The 21,443-nt window shown below is 55.4% G+C and carries 19 protein-coding genes and 1 tRNA gene; 5 read left to right on the top strand and 15 right to left on the bottom strand.

All coding sequences use genetic code 11. The features are described from left to right. Window positions 1-10: 10 nt before the first annotated feature. The 4 genes from ABVQ20_RS10285 to ABVQ20_RS10270 form a co-directional block, all read right to left on the bottom strand. The gene (locus ABVQ20_RS10285) at window positions 11-1,696 is read right to left on the bottom strand and encodes a tetratricopeptide repeat protein (RefSeq protein ID WP_354459390.1); all 1,686 of its coding nucleotides are present in this window, start codon (window positions 1,694-1,696) and stop codon (window positions 11-13) included. A 182-nt stretch (window positions 1,697-1,878) separates the two neighbouring features. Continuing rightward, window positions 1,879-1,952: transfer RNA gene (locus tag ABVQ20_RS10280), tRNA-Cys, on the bottom strand. A 105-nt stretch (window positions 1,953-2,057) separates the two neighbouring features. Beyond that, the gene (locus ABVQ20_RS10275) at window positions 2,058-2,690 is read right to left on the bottom strand and encodes a hypothetical protein (protein WP_354459389.1); all 633 of its coding nucleotides are present in this window, start codon (window positions 2,688-2,690) and stop codon (window positions 2,058-2,060) included. A 295-nt stretch (window positions 2,691-2,985) separates the two neighbouring features. Next, window positions 2,986-3,720 carry a DUF1194 domain-containing protein gene (locus ABVQ20_RS10270; RefSeq protein ID WP_354459388.1) on the bottom strand — a complete coding sequence of 245 codons (735 nt, stop codon included), beginning with the start codon at window positions 3,718-3,720 and terminating at the stop codon, window positions 2,986-2,988. A gap of 362 nt (window positions 3,721-4,082) precedes the next feature. Here ABVQ20_RS10270 and ABVQ20_RS10265 point away from each other — a divergent pair, with 362 nt between their 5' ends. Together ABVQ20_RS10265 and ABVQ20_RS10260 are read left to right on the top strand one after the other, a co-directional pair. Then, a complete protein-coding gene (locus tag ABVQ20_RS10265; RefSeq protein ID WP_354459387.1) occupies window positions 4,083-6,245 on the top strand; it encodes a prolyl oligopeptidase family serine peptidase in 2,163 nt (720 codons plus the stop codon). Window positions 6,246-6,306: 61 nt separating this feature from the next. Further along, a complete protein-coding gene (locus ABVQ20_RS10260; RefSeq protein ID WP_354459386.1) occupies window positions 6,307-6,708 on the top strand; it encodes an SET domain-containing protein in 402 nt (133 codons plus the stop codon). Window positions 6,709-6,774: 66 nt separating this feature from the next. Here ABVQ20_RS10260 and ABVQ20_RS10255 read toward each other — a convergent pair whose 3' ends face one another. Both ABVQ20_RS10255 and ABVQ20_RS10250 read right to left on the bottom strand, forming a co-directional pair. Then, window positions 6,775-7,938 carry a hypothetical protein gene (locus tag ABVQ20_RS10255; protein WP_354459385.1) on the bottom strand — a complete coding sequence of 388 codons (1,164 nt, stop codon included), beginning with the start codon at window positions 7,936-7,938 and terminating at the stop codon, window positions 6,775-6,777. 65 nt (window positions 7,939-8,003) lie between these two features. Next, the gene (locus ABVQ20_RS10250; RefSeq protein WP_354459384.1) at window positions 8,004-8,267 is read right to left on the bottom strand and encodes a hypothetical protein; all 264 of its coding nucleotides are present in this window, start codon (window positions 8,265-8,267) and stop codon (window positions 8,004-8,006) included. A 585-nt stretch (window positions 8,268-8,852) separates the two neighbouring features. On the opposite strand from ABVQ20_RS10250, the gene ABVQ20_RS10245 reads away from it, so the two are divergent. Next, entirely contained in the window at window positions 8,853-11,786 is a 2,934-nt protein-coding gene (locus tag ABVQ20_RS10245; RefSeq protein ID WP_354459383.1) for an ATP-binding protein, read from the top strand. A 231-nt stretch (window positions 11,787-12,017) separates the two neighbouring features. After that, window positions 12,018-13,199, top strand: a complete 1,182-nt coding sequence (locus tag ABVQ20_RS10240) for a site-specific integrase (RefSeq protein WP_354459382.1) — start codon at window positions 12,018-12,020, stop codon at window positions 13,197-13,199. Here the strand turns inward: ABVQ20_RS10240 and ABVQ20_RS10235 are convergent. Continuing rightward, window positions 13,196-13,384 carry a hypothetical protein gene (locus ABVQ20_RS10235; RefSeq protein ID WP_354459381.1) on the bottom strand — a complete coding sequence of 63 codons (189 nt, stop codon included), beginning with the start codon at window positions 13,382-13,384 and terminating at the stop codon, window positions 13,196-13,198. The two genes, ABVQ20_RS10240 and ABVQ20_RS10235, sit on opposite strands and share 4 nt — an antisense overlap. Before the next feature lie 587 nt (window positions 13,385-13,971). Between ABVQ20_RS10235 and ABVQ20_RS10230 the strand changes: the two genes are divergently transcribed. Next, the gene (locus ABVQ20_RS10230) at window positions 13,972-15,021 is read left to right on the top strand and encodes an AbiJ-NTD4 domain-containing protein (RefSeq protein ID WP_354459380.1); all 1,050 of its coding nucleotides are present in this window, start codon (window positions 13,972-13,974) and stop codon (window positions 15,019-15,021) included. Here ABVQ20_RS10230 and ABVQ20_RS10225 read toward each other — a convergent pair. From ABVQ20_RS10225 to ABVQ20_RS10190, 8 genes are all read right to left on the bottom strand, one after another. Beyond that, window positions 15,018-15,602, bottom strand: a complete 585-nt coding sequence (locus ABVQ20_RS10225; RefSeq protein ID WP_354459379.1) for a hypothetical protein — start codon at window positions 15,600-15,602, stop codon at window positions 15,018-15,020. The genes ABVQ20_RS10230 and ABVQ20_RS10225 overlap by 4 nt on opposite strands. A 2-nt stretch (window positions 15,603-15,604) precedes the next feature. Beyond that, window positions 15,605-16,336 carry a hypothetical protein gene (locus ABVQ20_RS10220; RefSeq protein ID WP_354459378.1) on the bottom strand — a complete coding sequence of 244 codons (732 nt, stop codon included), beginning with the start codon at window positions 16,334-16,336 and terminating at the stop codon, window positions 15,605-15,607. Window positions 16,337-16,348: 12 nt separating this feature from the next. Beyond that, on the bottom strand, window positions 16,349-16,723 hold the full coding sequence (locus tag ABVQ20_RS10215; RefSeq protein ID WP_354459377.1) for a hypothetical protein: 375 nt from the start codon (window positions 16,721-16,723) through the stop codon (window positions 16,349-16,351). Further along, on the bottom strand, window positions 16,723-17,259 hold the full coding sequence (locus ABVQ20_RS10210; protein WP_354459376.1) for a hypothetical protein: 537 nt from the start codon (window positions 17,257-17,259) through the stop codon (window positions 16,723-16,725). The genes ABVQ20_RS10215 and ABVQ20_RS10210 overlap by 1 nt, the downstream gene beginning before the upstream one ends. Continuing rightward, window positions 17,256-17,720: a hypothetical protein gene (locus tag ABVQ20_RS10205; RefSeq protein WP_354459375.1), complete on the bottom strand. Its 465-nt coding sequence runs from the start codon at window positions 17,718-17,720 to the stop codon at window positions 17,256-17,258. The genes ABVQ20_RS10210 and ABVQ20_RS10205 overlap by 4 nt, the downstream gene beginning before the upstream one ends. A 474-nt stretch (window positions 17,721-18,194) precedes the next feature. Further along, window positions 18,195-20,768, bottom strand: coding sequence for a hypothetical protein (locus tag ABVQ20_RS10200; RefSeq protein ID WP_354459374.1), 2,574 nt, complete (start codon window positions 20,766-20,768; stop codon window positions 18,195-18,197). Window positions 20,769-20,891: 123 nt separating this feature from the next. Continuing rightward, the gene (locus tag ABVQ20_RS10195) at window positions 20,892-21,083 is read right to left on the bottom strand and encodes a hypothetical protein (RefSeq protein ID WP_354459373.1); all 192 of its coding nucleotides are present in this window, start codon (window positions 21,081-21,083) and stop codon (window positions 20,892-20,894) included. Further along, on the bottom strand, window positions 21,083-21,283 hold the full coding sequence (locus ABVQ20_RS10190; protein ID WP_354459372.1) for a hypothetical protein: 201 nt from the start codon (window positions 21,281-21,283) through the stop codon (window positions 21,083-21,085). Before ABVQ20_RS10190 ends, ABVQ20_RS10195 begins: the two co-directional genes overlap by 1 nt. Window positions 21,284-21,443: the final 160 nt, after the last annotated feature.

Raw genomic sequence — 21,443 nt, 5'->3', positions numbered from 1 at the left:
CAACCGGATATCAATGACAGCAACTGTACGCCGGCTCCGTGCTGGTCCTGCACAGGCATGATGAACTGATCGGCACGTCCGCCTTGGCAAGTGCCCTGGCAAGTTTGGCCTTCAGCGCTGGCAATTCTTGCGTGTCGCCGCGCAGCTTCAGGCATTCCACCAACCCGTGGAGGGACCATACATTGTCGGGGTGCTGGGCGCAGCGCTGCACCGTGCCGCTCAGGCCGAGATCGTCGCGATAGACCTGCTCGGCTTCCTGTGCGTGGCCCTGGTCGAGAAGCAGGGCGGCCAGTGCATGGCGCGGCGGATGCATCCAGGCCCAAGGCTCGGTGTAGGACAGATTGTCGTCGAATTCGACCGCTTGCCGCAGATGGGCATAGGCCTCTTCGTGCCGGCCCTGGTGATAGGCAAGCTCGCCGTCGAGCAGGGCGGCGCCGACGCCAAGCGATGCCCGCGTCGGGTTGCTGAGGAAGCGCCGCTCCGGCGGGATCCCAGCGAGGTGTTGATGGAACCGTTCCCGCTCCCGCTCCGCCTCGGCGAAATGCCTGAGCGTGGCATGTGCCACGCCCTTGGCATAATGCTGCATGGCTGCCGTCAGCACATAGAGTTCAGGCTCTTCGGTCATCGGTTCGTCGATGATGTCCTGCCAGCGGCCAAAGCGCACCTGCACATGCGATTTCATGGCGTGGTAGCCTTCCACCGTCTGGGTGAGCTTTGGCCGGTCGGCAAGGCTGACCACGTCGCGCGTCACCAGGCTGCGCACCTTGTCGGCAGCCCACAGCGCCGGCCTGTACTGGCCGAGAAACATGCAGGTGAACATCATCAGATGCAGGTCGTGGCAGCAGCCTAGCAGATAGTAGGTCGTCTCACCTGCGTAGGCGAGATAGAGATCGTTGGCGCGAACCGCCTTTTCGCTGGCAAGTTTTGCCTTTTCATACTCGCCGCACAGCACATAGATGTGGCCGGGCATGTGGTTCATGTGCCCGGCATCCGGGCACATTTCGCCGAGCACATCCGCCGAGCGCATGCCGCGCTCCGGCATGACAGACATCTCCAGCAGATGAATGTGCAGATGGACGATCGCCGGGTGCTGCGTGATGCCGGCCTCATCGGCGAGCCGGATTGACCGCTCGCATACCTCCAGCGCCTCGACGACATCGGAATTCGGGGCCGGCTCGCCTGTCTTGAGGCTCCAGAGACGTCGCACGGTGCGCATCATCAGTGCCTCGACCAGCAGCGCCATCACGTCATGGTCGTTTGGAAAGCTCTGATAGACCAGCCGCATCGCGGCGGCATAGGCATCATCCCACTGCTCGAATTCTTGGGGGCTCACGCGGTGCGGCTTCTGGAAACGGCAGGACAGCGCCTCGATCAATCGCCTTTCGACATCGCTGGCTTCAGCCGTGTTGGCGTGAGCCAACTGGACATGCTCGAAGCAACGCCTGGTCGCGCTGTTGGCTTCGGCCTCGCCATGCTCCTTCCAGGTCAGGTTGTAGAAAGGCCCGGTTGCGTAGGCGATGCCCCAATGCACCATCGGACAGTCGGGGTCCGTTTCCAGCGCCTTTTCAAAGCACTTGATGCCTTCCTCATGGTTGAAGCCATAACACCAGTTCAGGCCGATATCGAACCAGTGCTGGGTTTCGGTTGAGTGGGTGGAGATGGGGCGGCGATAGGTGCCGAGGTTGAAGTGGTCCATATGTTCTCATGCAGGATGTTGTCGGCCGCGAGCCAGGCTCCAGCCAGATTCCTTCCCCATCAATCTGAACCGAAATCCATAGGCATGGCAAACGCCAAGAGTGCCGTCGCCACTGTTTGAGATCGGCATCGCCCGACAAGAAAAGCCGCCCGGCTCATTTAAGCGCGGGCGGCTTTTGAAAATGGAGGTCTGAGTGGGAATTGAACCCACTACGTCGGTTTTGCAGACCGATGCGTCACCGTCCCGCCCTCAGACCGCGCCGCTCTTATGCTCATCCCGCCAATGCTTCGTCAACCTCGCACGCAGAAGCCTCTTTCCATGGATCAAATGGATTTCCCGTTCGCTTTGCTGCTCTTTCTTCTCAGTTGGTCTCTCGGAGCGGCGCTTCATTTTGCCAGCCGGCCAATTCTGGGAGGTCGTCGAGCCAACTTTTCTCGGTCATCAAGGCATCGCCGGCCTGCGGTGCAGTCTCGGTGGCGTTTTGAATGAGCCAGTCCACCCACTTCCGATAGGCAGCCGGGTCCAGTTGGGGCGGCAGTACCTTGGCCTTGGCCAGCATGCGTTTACGGAAACTGACTTGCCTGCGGAGTTTGGTCGTCGTGAACTTGATTGCCTTGCCTTGGTATTCAACCGTCCAGCGCCCATCACCGTGGCTGGCAAGTCTGTCGATGGTGAAACCGACATCGACCGGTCTATCCCGCCAGGGAAGCTCAATGGCATTCTTCCTCAGGTCGATCACCCATCGCCTGTAGATGGCCCCGGCACGCTGGGGCGGCAACACACCAGCCTGTTCGAGCATCTTCCTGCGGAACGTCGGCTGCTTCTTGAGCTGGCCTGTCGTCAACTCGATGCGATGCCCACGGAATTCGACGTGCCACCGGATCCTCCCGTTGCCGAAATACTTCATCAGCCTGTCGATGAAAAACTCGCCATCGGAAAGCATCACGCATCCGCGCTCGATGCTTTCGAGAATGTACTGGCTATCGGTTGTCATGACGCGGCCTCGTTCAGGAACTTTCACGAAGCTTAGCCAGTGGCATGCACCAGCGGCCACCGATCTTTTCGCTCCGGGACTCTTGCCCGCCTGAAGCAGCCCAGAGCGACAGGAGTTCAATGCAGCTTGCCAGGATTCTGGCATTCCGCCAGAACAGGTCGGCCGTTTCCAAACTGCCATAAGGTACTTGGGCTAAGTCCGTCAGGCGCCGACACCCTCCCGGTAGATCTTGGCAGATCAGGCGGTGCAACATGAGCCACGTTCAAACGTCGAATGCCAATCGTGCCACAGTTCCCTATTTGTCGGTCGACACGCTGATCTCTTGTACCAGTTTGCGGCGGAGCGCGACGGCATAATCACTCTTATTGACCGGCTCGATGACGAAGGCACGCGGTCCACCTATGACATTCTCAGCGAAGTAGCTTGTGAGGTCGTATTTCACACCCCGCAATAGCGGGGATACGACGATCGCATTGATCGTGTAGCCCTTCGCGATCGCCTGAAGTCGGCTTTGCTGAACAGGCAGGCCGTCGTTGTTGGTCCCATTGCCGGCGATGTCGATTACCTTTCTGGCCGCCTCTCCCGGGAACTGATCGAGCAGCAGACTTCCCTCGTCAATGGCGAAAGATATCGACGTGTCGCCCCCTCTGTGCCCGTAGCCTCTTTGGGCGCGTTTGAGGATTACCGATGCCGCAGCCTTCCCGTCGCTCAGCCCGCAGACCCTTGTCCAGGGCAGAACCATTTGGAAATGGCCATAACTTGACCATTCAAAATAGGTTATCCCCACGCATCCAATACGATTACGGGTGATGGCGGCGATGACCTCTGGCGCACACATTGCCGTGACATGTCCCTCGCGCAGGATGTCGGCCGTCGCGGGATCGACCGACGACGACATATCCACCGCGAACACGACCGCCACGTCGACATCGGCGACATCGGCGGCATAGGCCGGCAACACCAACATTGCCGAAACTCCGAACGCCGTCAGTGTTCCCAACAAGTTCATCAGTAACTTGTCCTTTGCCACCAATATCTCATTGTTGTACTAAATTAGCAATGTATTGTAGATTGCGGATTAACTAGACCCATTGGAGCGGTATCCTATCGGCATGTTCGACTAGGGCAGCGCTCACGCGGGCCGGCTGATCAACACCACGGGATGCCAGCGAACATCGCGGCGCTGCCTAAGGCGACCGACGCGCATTACTTGCGAAATCGATCCACCGGTAACCACCGTATCGGTCGGCTCTTCCGATAGGCAGCGCGCCATGGGTGTCCCTTAAGGGGGGCGTCTCCAAAGTTCGCTGGGCATCAGATTTGGAGAAGCGTATATTTACCTTCGGACTGCAGTAAGCAAACCAACGCCCGATTGGGCGAAGGAGGATCTTCATGGGCGGAAAGAGACCCTATGGCTTCAAGCAAAAAGCTTGTGCGACTCTTGTGGTATTGTTAGCGCTTTGTATGAATTTTGGCTTCGCGGAAGACTTAAATTCAATTCGTATCAAGAATTCTAAAGTTTTATGCCCCGATAGAAATCTTTTATTATATAATAATCATCGACGTAATGTGGATCTTGGCGATTATGATTGCATACAGCCACCGACAGATCTCCGAGTTACTTCGGACGGAAATTACATAGCGTTTGTTCGTGCAAATAAAGTTTTCGTAATTTCTTCGAGTAACGAGCCGGTTTTCAATGAACCCGAGGTGAGCTGGTCCCCGCGTTGGGATGCCCAGGGTCATAAGTTGAGTTACCTACTCGTAGATAAAAACAATGATGTATATATCATATATATCGACATAGTAAATTCATCTGCATCTGTCTCAAAGAGAATATATATCAGAAGTTACTTTGGTGATTTAAATATTTCACCTGACGGAAATAGATTGCTATTCTCCAGGGCAAAATTGACTGCCGCCATAGATAAAAATATCGGGGCGAGGAATGCCAGAAATCCCTGCGTGTGTAGTTCTCAATGCCCGCAAGCACACGACACCTACAGCCTACGATCGCGTCAGGATTGCGATCCAAGCGCCGAACTCAAGCCCATTGTAATAAACGCGCTTCAATTCAAGGCAGACGGTGAAGGTTACGTATCGGAAAATTCGCAGGATCGTATATTTACGCAAGTGCTCGGATCCGACGCTCTGATTCAGCTTACTGGCGATATGCCGAATGGTAAGGCAGGTCTGAATGAAGACTCGGAGCCGACCTGGTCGCCTGATGGGAACCGCGTTGCGTTTATTCGCGAATACCAGAATGAACTAAGATATCGCAGCGAAATCTGGATCACCTCGGCAAACGACGGAAAGGGTGGCTCTGCGATACGCTTGACGCGCGCTTCGGCGGACAGGCGTTCCCCCGCATGGAGCAACGATGGAAAAAGCATAGCCTATCTGTCAGCGGAAGAGCGCCACGGTCCATACGCTGTCAGGCGATTGGCGATAATATCGGTCGCCACTCAAAAGGAAATAATCCTCACACACGGCTCTCGACAGAACGTGCTGGCCTTTCGCTTCTCGCGGGACGGAAAGTTTATATACTATCTCTACGCAAAATCGGGGGGGCAATATCTCGCGCGCGTCTCCCTTAAGACACGCAATTCTGAGGACCTGTTAAGCGGCGATCTCTTCATTGCAAGTTTCGATGCGAGTTATGACAACCGGCCTGTCGTGGTGATGAACGCTCTCAACACAGCCTCCGAAGTCTACACTGTTCCATCCGCCGGAAAATTCAATTCTGTCACAAATTTCTATGGACCTTATCTAGATGGGCTTAATGTGGCGTTGAAGACTCACATGTCAGCCCGCGCAGCAGACGGGACAGTATTCGACATGTTCGTCACAAAGCCTGCGGATTTTGATCCCAAGCGAAAGTATCCGGCTATATTGAATATCCATGGGGGCCCCCAAGACGAGCAATTTCACTTCGGCTTTGATATCGTATCACAGCTGTATGCGGCGAGCGGCTATATAGTGATCGAGCCGAACCCGCCTGGTTCCCTCGGGCAACAACAAGCGGTTGTGTCGCGGATTTTTCGCAACTGGGGCTGCACGGACAGGCCTGCTGTCCTCTCTGCTCTTGATCAAGTGATAGCACAAGGTCAAGTCGATTCTAAAAAGTTGTTCGTTACCGGCTATTCCTACGGAGGCTATATGACGAACTGCGTCATCGGACGGGCGCCGACGAAGTTTCGCGCGGCAGCATCGGGGGCGGGCGGCAGTTTTGTGGCCGCGGATTTCGGGCCTGACATGTGGCTGAAATGGTATATGTGGGAACTTGGGGCGCCTTGGCGTCATCCTCGATTCTACGATGCGCTTTCTCCAATTCGCCTCGTGGATAAAGTGCGGACGCCAACTATATTTCTCGGTGGAGACGCGGATTGGAACGTCCCCATTTATAACTCTGAATTGATGTATCAGGCGCTTAAGCTGAAAGGCATTAAAAGCCAGCTCATTGTATTTCCAGGCCAAGATCATACGAACTGGAGCACGGAACGAAGCCGGTATTATTATTCAGCGGTGCTGGATTGGTTCAAAATATTCCAATAATGACGCATACGTTTTCCGGATGTAACTATGTGTCGACTACCAAGGTCGGTCGGTGTTAATTATGACGACTAAAGATGATTTAAGGCACAGCGACCAAGTCGAGATGAGGTGGACGCAAGGAAAGGGACGCGGTGTCTTTGCGCGTAGCGAGATCAAGAGGGGATCGGTTATTGAGGTGGTTCCTGTGATTACGGTTCCGGTGGCAGAGGTTCACGCATGGAATTCCAACTTCGGATTATTTGATTATGTATTTAACTGGGAAGAGGGAGTAATGGCTATCGCTCTCGGATATGGATCGCTGTACAATCATAGCTTTCTTCCGAATGCGAAATTCAGTGTCGGATCGGGGTTCACTATAGTCTTCAGCGCCATTCGTCATATTCGTGCCGGCGCTGAAATAACCATTAATTATAACGGGCCACCTCGTAGTCGCGCTGCAATGGATTTCGCGGTTCTAGAATAAGGGAGCTCTAATGCCTTATTGCGGACTCGGTTAAGGAACTCGATTGCCGTCGGGCCGCCGTCTGTTTCAACTGCGACGGGATGGACTGTTTCCGAGCTGAAACGCCAGCGGTAGATCGTTGGAAAGTGGCCAAGGCGCGGCTATATTTTCAGCGATGTTCCGAAATCGCGGATCGGACCATAACATCGCCATTTGGCTCCGTGGCAAGCGCCGGATTACATTTTGCGCCGACAAGTCAAGGAAACCGTATCCAAGAGCCTGTCCTACTGCGGGACTGCAATCTCGCAGGCGTAAGATTGTTTTTTGGACGGCCAAAGATATGTCGCCGATGAGCATTGCCTTGCTGCTTTTTCTGTCGAGCTTGGACCACAATGGGCCCCTGTAGATCCAATCTGCTATCAGAGAAAGGCAGTTCGGCAGAGATACGTAAAAGCCCCCAACGCCAATGTAATTTTCGAGCGTGATGACCTTATGAGTGAAGTTGGCTGGAAGAAACAGTGTGTCGTTGGGACCGACAATGCACCAACGCGCGCTCGGCATGGAAAGCCAAGCCTTTATGTCGAACCGCGGAATTGTTGTCAGAAGCAAGCGCTCTGCGTCCTGAAGGCCAGCTGCCAAGCCGGCGTAAGTATCCCAGAAGATCCAGAGTTTCCTTCCTTCTAGGCAAAAATTGCTGCTGTCAGGATCATCCGAGTGAGAGTCTGTAACCATGCCCTCGGCACTAATGACGAAGCTAAACATCTCCTGGCTTCTTGCGCCGTGTGAAGCCTTGAGCAGCAGATTAAAATTGCTGAGGCCCGAAGGATCGATAAGCTCCTCCATAAACGTATTCCGGATGTATAAATCCGATATGCCGAAGACTTCAGTCTGTTTGTGCCACAACTCCGCAATTTCGCGTGGCCGAAGTTGTACCCGACGTCCATCGGCACGCATTGTAACGGAGTAGGTCGACTCATCGCTGCTCTCGGCCATTCGTTTAACAATGCTGCGGGCGGCATCGCATAGGCCGAGCACATCGAGAGGGGGCCTCACAGGCGAGGGGTAGCCCGCTAGAACCGCCGGTTCGCGGTCCGCCATCGCCTTGAACAGGCGCTCTCTGGAATACCCACGAGGCGGCACATACCGCGCCATCATGTGATCAAAATCTATACGGGAAAGATCTATACTGGCATCAAACGAGCGCGCCTTCGAGAGGCTTTCCCACAACGCTTCTTGGCCCCCGTCCCACACATTAATTCCCCGAAACGCCGCCGCAGCGAGTCAATTAAGACACATGCTTGTCAGTGGTGCCTGGATCAGGCCTGTCCACCGCCATCCGGGTCGTAGTTGCCGCCCTTGCCTTTCCCTTTACCCTTGCCGCCCTTGCCTTTGCCCTTGCCTCTTATCCGAACAGCGTCGGATCTGAGCGCAAGATCCATCTTCCCACTTAACATCAACTCAAGGTCATTCAGGCGTGAGCTCATGGAGATGATCTGCTGCGCCTGTTTGCTGAGCAAGCTGCCCAGTCGATTGACTTCCGCACTTACGCTCTCAATAGTTTCGCCCTTATCGCCAGCCATCGCTTTCCTCCACAGAGATCCAATTAATACTTCCTCTGGTTTTGACATAAATAGAACGTATAGCGCACTCTTGGTTGCGTGATAGGATATCAGTCTGCGCTTGACCCACTCATACATCCGACTATGCCGGTCAATATCGCAACACGAGCATCAATGCCGACCGACCGCAGCATCGGTAACACGGATCGATCATTTCACAAAGTAGACGAAGGCCGCGCACGGCATTGAACTCGGGTTAACGGCGGCTGGGGATTGTGTCGGCGGCATTGGTTCGGGAATGCCGCCATGTTTGACGGCGCCGACAAGCCGCGACTGCGGCTGCTCTTGGAACCATTTTGTTGAGGTCGAGGACGACTGGGAGGGCTGGGCGGGGCATCCAGTACGCTCGCCGCAAGGAACGCCGCCGCAGCGATCCGAAGCCGTTGGGCCATCCAGACGGTCTCCACTGCGTTCTCGACGTCATCTTCAACGAGGACCAATGCCGACAAGGCGCAAATCTCATCGTCGATGATTTGAGTTGGCATGTATTCAAACGTTGAGCTAGCTTTGACTCTCGTGTGATGCGGGGTATGACAACTTTACGAAATGGTAAACGCTCCTCTCAATCAGCGTCGTGTCATCTCGATTCTCCACGTCGACATCGTTAACTCGACATCCTTCGTGGAGAAGCGGGACCCAGAGCGAATTCGTGAGATCCTGCAGGCCTATTTTCGACGTTGCGATGCGCTCGTTGAACGCTATCGAGGGACGATAGCTCACCATACGGGCGACGGGTTTCAGGCTTTTTTTGGCTACCCGTCCGCATCTGAAGATTCGGCATTCATGGCTTTAAGTGCAGCAGTAGCGTTGCGGGAAATGCTGGACTCCTTGAGCTCGGTCGATCGATTCACTTGCAGATTGGGAGTCGCGACTGGGAAGGTGATCGTCGACGCCCCTTCCGACAGAGAGGGAAAGAAGGGGCTGATGGCGTTCGGCACAACAGCATACATGGCGGCTCGCCTCGAAGGAGCTGGTCTTCCGGGCCAAATTCTCGTGGATGATCCAACGATGCGACTTTGCTCCTCAAGATTTTCCTTTCGATCGTACGGCACTCTCAGCTTGAAGGGATTCTCCCAGAGTTTCTCGGTTTGGGAAGTGAAGCATCCACTTCCACATGCTTCACGCTTCGTTCCGCTGCATCTCAGCCCCTATGTCGGGCGAATCGAAGAGCTAAACCTGCTCAAAAGCCGCTTGACGGCGGCCAGCGAAGGCCACGGACAAGTCGTAACGATCGTCGGGGAGCCTGGAATTGGAAAATCTCGACTCGTCCATGAATTCGTCAGGGATTTGCCAAAATCGACAGTTGTAACCCTGAAATTTCAATGTGATAGCCAATATATTTCTACTCCGTTACATCCTTGGATCCACAGTATAGAGCGTCTGGCAGGCATTGGGTACGCCGACGATGTCTCCGCTCGCACCACGAAGCTACAAGCCTATTTGCGCAAGGCCCTCTTATTTGACAATTCACTTGTAGAATATGTCTGCGATTTGATGGGGGCGAGCCAGAATTTTGTTGGCGATCATCCGCCACGACAGCAGTTGGCAGAACTCCAAGGACGGTTGATTCACATCATTCTGCAGGCGGCGAGAACTTACGCATTGGTGCTTATTGTGGAGGACATCCAGTGGAGCGACGAATCAACGCTGGAAACCATACAAAAGCTGATTGATCTTATAGAAACTGAGAAAATTTTTGTATTGTTGACAAGCCGGCCAACGCTTAACCCATTGCGTAGTGTGTCGATGATGCTCCTCTCCCTCACACGCTTGGACTCGGAGTCGACACGACATCTGATCACCAAGTTGAGCAATCGCGGATCAGGGATATCGGATGCCACGCTCGAACGGATTCAACAAGCGAGCAGCGGCAATCCGCTGTTTGTCGAACAGTTGACCGAGCATTGTGTCGCGACAAGCGATCTGCGTGAGGTTCAGTCTCAAGCGGATGGAGCGTTGCCGATTCCAAACCCGCTCCAGGGAATATTGATGGGGCGATTTGATACTTCGGGAGATTGTAAACCCGTCGCTCAGCTTGCATCAGTTCTGGGCGACCGCTTCAGCGAGAACATTCTCGCCGCAATCATGGGGGCCGAGCTCGACTACGTTAAACGTCAAATCGAAATGCTGATTGAACTAAGAATATTCCGCAGAGTTTGCAGTGAGGGGGTATATTCCTACGAGTTCTGCCACGCGCTTGTGCGCGATGCCATATATTCGAGCCTGCTCAAATTGGACTCGCAGCAAATGCATCGAACCATTGCAGAGCATTTGGCGATGCATTGGGACGGCATCGTTCCCGATGAAATCGTTGCCCATCATTACGAATGTGCCCATGACACCGTGAACGCCCTGCGAAAGTGGCTCTCGGCAGGTCGCCGAGCCTTGCGGACCGGCGCCACCAGCGAGGCATCGGCGCTGCTTAGAAGGGCGCTTTCGCTGGCCGAGCAATCGCCCAACGAAGAGTCGATCCTGACCGATCTGCAGCTTATCTACCTATCATATGGCGTTGCGCTGAACGCGTCCCAAGGAATCGCGGCGAACCCGCTTGCCTACATGGAGCGAGCTGAAGAGGTCAGCACCCGCCTCGGAAATGACAATGAGACGTTTGAGGCGCTTACTTGGCAGTTTGGTTTGCATTTCAACGCTGGCGACATCGTCCAATCGATCCGACCGTCTGAAAAGATGAAAATTCTAGCGGTAAAGGTCAATGATCCGATTGCAATGGCGAGTGCATGTCAAGGAATGGGAATGGCCGAGTTCATGTTAGGCAACTTTCAAAACGCCCGAGCCGAATTCGATCAGGCCTTGATAGTCGCGGCAGGCATGAAATCTGACGTGCACTGCTTTCCCAGCATGACGCTCAGCTATCTTGCATGGACACTCCTGCTATTGGGGTTCGACAAGATGGCCACAGATTGTGCGGAGAACGCGGTTTTAAGCGCGCGAGCCGAATCCTCCCACGCCCTGGCGACAGCTCTCAGCAACTGTTGCTATGTGTTCCAGTGCATGGGCCGAGTTGACAAGATATACGAATTGAATTCCGAACTCGTCGAACACACACGGAAGTATGGAGAGCACATCTATCTAAGACGGGCGATCATAATGCGAAACTGGGCGGACGCGATAAGCGGCAACGACATTGGTGCGCTCGATGAGATGTCTAGCCACATACAATTTCTGGTACAGTCAAAAGAAGAGATTGAAACGACATTTCTATATTCTCTGTTAGCACAGGCTCAGCTTAAGTTCGGAAATTACGACGACGCCAAGCGAAATCTCCATATCGCAATGGCCATCTCCGAGAAAAACCATGAGCGATTTTACCTAGCTGAAATCTATAGACTGATGTTTGAAGCGGAAACCATGAAATCCTCCGACGCAGGCCGGGACGCGGGACTTCACTACCTGCGGCGCGCCAAAGAAACGGCATTGTCGCAGGGCGCCCGTTGGTGGCTCGCGAAAGAATATATGGAATAGGTCGCCTGGGCCACCGGTTTAAATGAATAGTTGGCTGGGGAACCTGGATTCGAACCAGGACTAACGGAGTCAGAGTCCTCGCAAGTCCGTTGTTGTTAAACATATTTTTGTTCATTTTGTTGCAGTTGGGTTGCACCCAAAATGCTTTCAGGACATGGCGGCGTAAACCGCCGTTGTGTTGTTGCAGTGAAATCCGTTAGTATGCGTCTCCATGAGACAGGAGATACTGCGATGTCAGTCAGGAAGCGTTTAGGAACGGATAAGTGGTGCCACGACTACTTCGATGGCAATGGCAAGCGCCACCAAATGCTCTATCGCACCCAGAAGGAGGCGAAGGAGGCAGAGGCCAAGGTGCGGATGGAACTGAAGGGCAACATACACGTCGCCGACCCTAATTCCATCACGGTCAAGGAAGCAGGGGCGTCCTGGCTGAAGGCCTGCGACAAGCTGGAGCGATCCACACGCGACCAGTACAAGGGGCACCTGGAAAACCACATCTATCCCAACATAGGCAAAACCAAGCTGAGCAAGATCGGCGTGCCGTTCGTCTATGCCTTCCTCGACAAGCTCCGTGAGCAGGGCCTTTCGGAGCCGATGGTGCGTGCTGTCCGGGTAAGCCTCGGAGCGCTGCTGTCGAGCGCCCAGAAGCAAGGTTTGGTCGTGTTCAACGCCGTCAAGGAAATGGGGCGTGACAGCAAGCCCAAGGGCGATGGCCGACACAAGAAGCGCCTCAAGGTAGGCGTCGATATTCCAACCACCGAGGAAGTGAAGTTGATCATCGACGCGGCTAAGGAGGGCAGGGCGCGCATATTCCTCCGCACCGCTGCTCTCACTGGAATGCGGGCGAGCGAGCTGCGCGGACTCGCTTGGGATGCGATTGACTTCAAAAAGGGCCAGATCGAAGTCAGCCAGCGCGCCGACGCTTACGGGGAGCTTGGCTCGCCCAAGTCCAGCAGTGGCATCAGGACACTTCCCATCGGAGAAAAGCTCATAGCCGAGCTTCGCGAATGGAAGCTTGCCTGCACGTCTCGAAAGCTAGTGTTCCCAAGTTTGCCGCGCGAGGTCGATAGTGCCCTCCAACGGGACAACGTTATGAACCACGCCAACATTATCAAGGACTGGTTGCACCCCGCTCAAGTCAGCGCTGGGGTGACCGTCAACACGGGCAGGCTGGACGACGATGGCAATCCCATCGTTGCGCCGAAGTATCCCGGCCTCCACGCGTTGCGCCACTACTATGCCTCGTACTGCATCAACTCGAAGGAGGACAAAGGACTGGGTTTAGCTCCCAAGACGGTTCAGGAGCGCTTGGGGCATTCATCCATCGTGATGACGTTGGACGTTTACGGCCACCTGTTCCCAAAGGGCGATGCGAGTGTTGAACTAGCCGCAGCGGAGGCGACTCTGTACTAGTGATTGTCATCCTCGTCCCACAGGCTATGGATGCTTTTCAGTTGATCCTCTATCTCTAGGACAACTTGCCTCAATTCTCGCCTTTGCGAATGAAAAAGGCTCTGGACGGTCTTAAGCTCAGCGACGGCCGCTTGCAGCTTCTTGATCACTTTTTCCGCCCGCTGGTCGTCCGTCATTTTGGCCATGGCATAGTGCTCCCTTTGGAGCACCCTATGCCGGCGCAGTTAATCGGCCCTTACAAGGGCAGCTCGGCCAAAGCCGCCGCCTGTAGCACGACAAGCTTGCGCGTCGCCCCAAGCGTGTCGGCACTTTATTTTGGGGCTAGGCTTGACGGTGCGTCGGCCCGCCCCCATCTCCGGGTCGCGAAATAGCCGCACGGGTTGTGGGTTCCTCAGACGGGCATCAGCGGAGAGAACCCTCAAGACGACGGCCTAATGTGCGGTGGCGGCTACTATAAGGGTCCTCGCACACGATAGCCACGGAGTTGCCATGCGCACCTTCATCGCGATCGAGGCCAGCCAGTCGGGCGGTAGTTGGTTCTACCGACTTGAGTTTGGATGCTACTTGCATCCTAGGTGGGCCTCGGTCTTCCTACTCATGACCCGGTTGTTCTGAACAGAAGGGCATCCCGGCAACGGGGTGCCCTTTTGTTTCGCAACTGGAATAAAGCCATCGGCCACAGACGGTGCGCAGTGTACTTCCCACAGTTGCGAGGAGGTCAGATTTTACATAAGGCTGAGAGGCGTGTGCGCGTCCACTGGGCTATGATTCCATGTTAACCGACATCTTTGCGGACAGGTATTCCTCTTCGCCGATCTGGTCTTCGTTCGAAGAGCGGGACAGGCGTCTGCTAGTGCAAGCGTTTCGCATCGCATTGGAACAATTCTATCCTTATTGGGATAACAAAGGTCAAGAGCGACCTGAGGCCAAGCAAAAATGGAAATCGATCCATGACAAACTCAGCATGGAGTTGGGCGTTGAGTACTTATCTACCCATTTTTACTCATATCCCGACGCAACTGGGCGAAGCGTAACTGCACTTTTTACCTATGACTACATCTGTAAAAACTTCGTGCTTGCGCCATATGACAACACCGATCCTGACAGTTTCATCAAGCGTAGGATCAGTTTCATCGAACTGATTTTTCGAGAGAAAGGAGAAGACGTAGAGCGCGCCCGAATTAAGATGGAGGCTGAAATAAAGAACGATGCCCTCGTGAAATTCGGTCAGCTAACCACTGGCATCAAGCTTCCCGGTGATTACGTTGATGGACAAAGGGCAATTCAAGCCACGCGTGTTGGCCAATTCAACAACGCTGTTATCGAGCTCAATACTCGTTTCAAGCAGGCCGGATATAAGCTGAACTACCACAACGGTTTCATTCAATTATCTGAAGACGTATTGATAAATGAGCAAATTGAGACACCTTTCTGGAATCTAGTTGTCGATCCTGTGTGGAAGAACGTCGATATGGATATGAAGGAGGCGATAGATTTGCGGGACACCGGCGGTCGTGACCCTGCTTTCTATGCAGCGCGTGCTCTAGAGAGCACGATCAAGATCATTTCCGATGGAAAAGGCCTCACCACAGGAAAAGAAAAGGGGGCGTACAATTATATCGACAACCTGGGTGGGAAACGCGGGGGAAATTTCGTTGCCGTTTGGGAGGCGAACTCCCTGAAGGACTTCTTTTCAAATATTCGAAACCCTCTTACCCATGGGCCGGGGAGTGCCGACATGCCCGCACTAACTGCTCAGCAGACCGCTTGGGCTATAGAATTTTGCATGAGTTGGATTCGCAGCCTCGTTCATCGGCCTTAGCGCCCCGCCTTCAGCCCCGCTTGCAACTGACTGAAGCTGTTGCCCGCAGAAGGTGCGGCGCGCTTGCCGCGATAGGCCGCTCCCTCGTCGCTGTCCACGAACTGCTGGACGACGCTCTCCACCGTTGCGAGGCCAAAGGGTGTCCGGGCCTGAACGGCATAGGTGCCGTCATCAGACTTCTCCGCTTCAAACTCAGCTTTCCGCTTCACCAGCGCAAGCGCGGCGTCAAACAATTCCGTTTTGACGCCCGCCTTCGTGAGCGCGACTTGAAGGGTTTCATTGACTGCATCGTCTCGCATCTGCTTTTTCACAGTTGCCAGCTTTGCCGGTCCCTCGACTTGAATCTTCGCCAGCTCAGCGTTGAGCGACGCAATCTCGGCCTCGCCATCGCGAATGGCGTCGGCGATGCGGGTCGACAGTTCGAAGCCTTTGGTGGGGTCTTCTTCCTCAATATAAGCGGCGCGATAGGGTTCAGGAATCCGATCCAGTGCATCCGCTGCAATGCGGCGTGGCAGCCGCAAAGGATCAGGCTGGTTGTGCACTGGGACGTAATAGTTGTTCTTCTCGGCTGGACTGGCCATGGTCACGCTCCCTGTTGATGTGCGGCGAGAGCGCCTTCGCGCTTCGACCGGGCGGCGATTGCGCCGTTGGCGAAGGTGGCATCGGCAGCCTCGTTCACGAGCTTGACGAATGCTCCGCCAGCAACGTCCGACGCGGCGCGCATTTTCCGGAGGCGTTCGAGACGCTTCATTTCAGCCGGGAAGTGCTGCTCGCGAAACCTGTGTCGAAGGGCTTCCAACTCCACCGCCGTCATGCCGGTCAGGAGCCGAGGTGCCCGCAGCACTGCACCCAGAAGGGCCATGTCGTTCCCGGCAAGAGCGTCCGCAATCTCCTTGGTGCGCTCAGCCGGCGTCATTGCCTTCAGCGAGGACCGAATCTCTTGGTCGAACTGGGACACCCCTTCCGGCGCGAAAGTGGCCGTTTCGATCGAAGCAATCGTGGCGTCGGCCTTCGCGTTGGCAGCGACGAGCCGCGCCGCAACCTTCTCACCCACCTTTTGCGCCGTTGTTGCTATTTGGATGACGCCCACTGCACGCGGCTGCGAGGCGTCCGCAAGCACGGCGTTGTGAAGATTGACCAGTGCAAGAGCTTCCTCCCTCGCCAGTTTCAGCGCCGCCGACAGGGCAAGATGCTCCAGGTCGGGTTGGGGCATCACGTTGCCAATCTGCTTCTCAGCATGATGGTCGATTGCCCGTTCATCAATGCTCGGGCTGACTTCCAATTTCCGTTCACCGTTGCCTATGATTGCTGCCATGGTCTTTCTCCTTCAGGTTACTTTGCGATTCTGGAGGACGAGCAGAGCGAAGGACGCGCGCGCAATCCCAGCCTCGATTTGAACAAATCCGCCGCCGGACAATTGGCGTCTGCGCGGCTCCAGCATGACACGCGCAACATCGCCATCAGCTTCGCGGCTCATGTACGTGCCCTTGAAGCCGTCGATCGTCACTTCGTCACCGGGTTCGAAGACTGGCGTCTCTGCGGGGACCAAGAATTCGGCGGACTTCTGAAAGGAGCTGTATGTGCCATCCGCGTTGCGGCGGATCAGCCTTACGTCCTGCCCGCCGCTGGCATTGCCGAGGAATTCAAGGACCGCGTAGCGGAGCCCGGTTCCCAGCACGACGATATCGCCAACCTGAACCATCAGATTTCCTCCGGCCGGGCGAGGCGCTGTTCCAGAGCATCGAAATCGAGGGGCGGCTTGCCCTCGCGATCACGCTTAACGAGCAGGGCGAATTGCCAACGCCGCAAAACGAGATGCTCCGAATGACCATCATCGAAATCGTGCTGTAGACCGACGAACAGCTCAGCGAGTTCAATTGGCGCCTTTGCCAGCATCTTGCCGTCGATCGTGTCAATGAACGGATGGGTAGGCGAAGGGGCGGGAACCGCGAAATACAGCGTGTCCTGCTTCAGCAGGGATACGCTGCCGCCCTGATAGCGCGCCGACGTATACCCGACCTCGAAGTCATTGGACTTATGTCCTCGGCGAAGGTCACACTCGGGGCGCAACGCCAGTAGTAATTCGCTGCCGTTTCCCGTGTCATGATCGCGAACCAGAAGCAGGTGACGACCCGGGGCAAGGTCAATAGGAGCGCCGTTCTCTATCACAGCACCGACGATCCAATGGTGCCCGCGCTTTGATTTTATGATGTCGCCTGATCGCATGTCTGTCGTCACTTTGATTGCCTCGAATATTCGATCTCGTGGAACGGGCGTTCACGATAGGCAGCGTCATTGGACGAAGGGCCGGAACCTCTCCCGGTCGCCTTTCCTACCAGTGTCTGGAGTTCCAGCAGGTTACTTTCAGACAGGCCCTGCATTCCGACCTCGTCTGCCTTGTGGCTCAGGAGCTTGAAGCGTTGCTGCTCGGCATCGGTGAGCTTAGTCATGTCCATGACTGGCCTCGTGTCAGGCGGGGGCACGACGCGATTGAGGCCCAGTGTCTCAAGCACGCGTCGCAGCGAGTTGAGCGTCGTTTGATAACCCAGCAGATCAGCTATGCTGACGGTGCCCTCCGTCGCGAACTGAAGCTCCCATTTCTCAAGAATGATGGTCGTAGTGGCGGCGGCCCTGACCAAAGCGAACTGGGACTGAGTGATGTGCTCTGGGCCGCCGAGATCCTGGACGTGATTGGCCACTAGGTCGTGCAGCCGCCGCGCCCACCTTGAGCGTCCATCGACCCCCGGCAGGAGCTCCTTGCCTTTCGTGACACGGCTCTGAAAGTGCCTGCTTCGAGGGGTTGGATAGTTGCTTGTCATGGGTTAAGCGCTAGCTTTCAGCGGGTTTGTTTTGCTCAAATTGACGTAATTACAGCGTAGGGCGCGCTGCAACTTGGGTGCAACTGGAACTTTTTGCCAGCATTTTCAGTAATGTTTAGAATCGCTTAGCGGTGACGGAAAAAGGACCAACGGATGCATAGTCCGTTGCTTTCAGCCTCACTCGCTACGAGCAGGCATCGAGCGGTGCGCGTAATAAAACGCGGGCCTTGGCTCGGAATTCGTGATCGACCGGCTTTTTCGCCGCCCGCCGTCATTCTGTCCAGAAGAGCAATGTAGGTAAACGCATCTTCGAATTAATATAGGGACCCCTATATAGCTGTTATATACACGTCCCTATATTAATTCAGGCTCGGGGCTATCAGCTAACACAGCTTCTGGACAATGCTTGGCAAGGAAGTCGGCAGCGAGCTCACGCGCCACCGCATAGATGCAGCTGGGCCGGCCCCGCCGCCCTCGTATCTGGAAGTACCAGCGCTGCGCATGTAGCAGGGTGGGCACGTCCTTCACTGCCTGCATCTCAAACTTTATAGATTCAACACTTGGCCAAAGCCCCTCGGCAAGAGGCAGGAGCATGTCGGGCGGCGGCAACGCCCCGAGCATCTCGTAAGCGATCCTGAGCCTAACGCCCGGCCGGTCGCGCCCTACCAATTCGTTGTAGGGCATCAGCACATCAACCGGAACGCCATCTATCGGAATCTCAGTCAGCAGGATGATCAGCCCATATGAGGACCGGCGCGCCCATCGAGGACGGTCTATCATCTGGATTATCTCAGCCTCGGTTATCTGGAACCGTATCGCCTCGATGAAAGGGTCATCGTGGCACTTAACCGTGACGCCCCAGCTTTCAGGTTTCTGCACACCCTTGCGCCCCGGACGCCACTCGCGGCCCCCTTGGACGGCCTGCCCATAGGACTCCCAATCTTCAATCGAGCACTGCATGAAGTAGCCCGATTGGCGCATGCCGTAGCCGCCGGTGAGATTTAGCGGGCGAGGATCATCGTAGAGCAACGCGCGGGCTGTGTTCTCCAAATCCTGGCTTCGCGGCATCATGCGCCCAGCAATCAGCACGGCATCGAAACCCTCGTATTTGTTCAGTCCGCGGATGCCGCCGAAGTGCGCGACTGCACTGGACGCATTCGGCGGGGTGATTCCTTTCTCCACCGCACCCTTGGTCGTGCCGATCAACATCTTCGGATGGGTTTCTGCAAACCGCGCCGCGACATGCATCGCCTCATCGCGGTACTGCGCGTCGTCGCCCTGCATCTTGGTCATCGAGCCGGTGAAGCCAGTCGCCTGCAGCACGGTTGCCTTTCGCTCCACCTCAATGCGGCGAAACGTGATGTCGGGGATATGCAATTCCGCCAGTGCCGTACTATGGCCGGTGGCATCCAGAACGAGCACCGGCATATCCTTGCGCAGCATTTTGAAAGATGAGCGGAACTGGAGGTAGAGCATCGGCGCCACCGTGGGCGTCCCAGCTTTATCCGCGACAGGATGCTCCGGGTTGTAGGCGAGGGATCGAATGGGTTCATCACCTTCCCGCGCCACCTTGTATTCATCACGCACCCGCCGGAGCACTGAGATAACAGGGTCGCTTTTCCATCCCTTGTCTGGATCGAACGCCTTCAGAACCTGCTTCGCATTTATGTTCGGGTAGACTGGCGGTTGGGCCTTCTCGTCCAGCGCAACAAGCGTCGCTATACGATCCTCGATCATTCCCACGGTAATGCCCGCATCGCGGAAGGCATGCCAAGGATTGATGCCTTTGCTCATGCTCTCGACTACCATCTGCCCGTAAGGATCGCGCACCAGCGCATGTGGTGGAATGAGCTTTTTCTTCGTCGTTTGGTGGTTGAGGAAAGACTCATCGATAATGAGCAACTCTATCCGCCCGTAATGTGCTTCCGACATTACGTGCGTTAGATGGCTGTGGGCGACGAAGTGCACGTCAGCGGTAGGGTCAAACTGCTGTTGATAGGCACAGTCGTTGAAGTGCTCGCAAAAGTGCGTCACGCCGGTTTCAGGATCACGGCGGCGGCATAACGATGTCTGGATACCGCCAGCGATTCCAGCCCTCTGGACAGCACGGACGACGTTCGGAATCTTGCAGGGGGTATTTTCGGGATCCTTGTCGAAGTTGTAGTCGCGGCCAAGGCTCACCGTGCATCGACCGCCGAATGACCGATAGGTTTCCGCATTTTGCTTTGCCAGTTCCACCGTCGGGCAGGCGTAGACGATATTCATCCGGACGTAGTTATCGCCATCAGCAGCCCATGCTTTTTTGAAGCGGTCTGCGAGGCGCTCCAATGCCCCTCGCGTCTTTCCAAGGCTTGGGCTGGCGGCAAGTAACAATCGCGGCGGTACCCACGGCCCAGCGGGCGCAGTGCAGGCAAGCAGGTCCTGCGCCGTCATGCTGTTTACGCCAACCGAGTTGAAGGCCGGAATTTCGGCGAAGAACTTGTCCAATGTGTCGTTGAGCAAGTCCTCTGCCCATTTGAGCGGGAGTTGGTTGGGCGGATAGGTCGGCCACCACCTGTCCGGAAAGACACCTGCTTCCGGCGCTCGGCTGCCGCGCTTCTGCCCTTCGGTGAATATCTTGTGTTTTTTCTGAAGCGCCTTCCTGATCTTGTAGTGCAGGAGACGCTCAAGCTGCGCACTATCGCTTAGCTGCATGCCATCATGCGTGCGCGTCAGCTCTATATGCTTATGCACCCAGGTAGTTGCCTCAGGCAGCAGAAGTTCAATCTCATTGTCGATGTTGTCGGTGCCAGTGTCGCATAGCTCTGGGTGGCGCCTAATCGTCGCCGCGACAATAGCCGTGATGGCATTGTCGCGATTGGTGCGTACCAGCCCATCCTCGTAATCGAACGATAGCGGGTGCCTTGATACAAGCTTCGGGAAATTCATTAGCCGGCGTCATTTACTGGTTATTATTGAGCGGCTATATTGTGGGGGAGTTGGCCCAAGGTCGGTCCGCAAGACACCTCGGCTCCTTCTTGTCTTCAATGCCATTTCTCCAGACGCCGGTCCCTAATCAGGGATCGGCGTTTTCTTTTGATAGACGATGCTCCGCGCCACCCGCATCGCTTCAATCGCGTCAAGCATCGATAGGGTGTAAGCGCTACGCAGGCGGGGGATGATCGGCCGCTCTAATGTGTGCCAGTTATCAGCAAGCCATTTGGCGGCTGATTGTACGGCTGCTGATGGGTCGTGGTCGCCCATCACGCATTCTCCTTCTCAAGGAGAAAGGCGAGCAGCGCCTTGCGGCTGGCAACGTATCCGCCGACAGCCTTCTTCACAGGGAAGTCGGGATAACGGTTGAGAAGATATTCGACGGCTCGTTTGTCGCGATTGATGATCTTGCCAATCGCTTCGAGCGTCCAAACGATGTCGTGGTCTTCGGCCTGTTTGATGGTTCTCATGTTGTCGACTCTCCTTAGAAGCGCCGACGTACAAAGACAGTCAGCGCTGGTTAGCGCTTTACGCCGGGTGTTGCTCCCGACACTGTCTTTGGTGCCCAAAAATGAGGGGCTGAGACGTCCATTAGTGCATTTTTAAGCATAGCCCACAAGGGCGAAATAG

This window comes from Mesorhizobium shangrilense (genome assembly GCF_040537815.1).
Lineage (GTDB): Bacteria > Pseudomonadota > Alphaproteobacteria > Rhizobiales > Rhizobiaceae > Mesorhizobium > Mesorhizobium shangrilense.
Note: the sequence above shows the minus strand (reverse complement) of the source record. Positions and strands in the feature narration are given on the sequence as shown.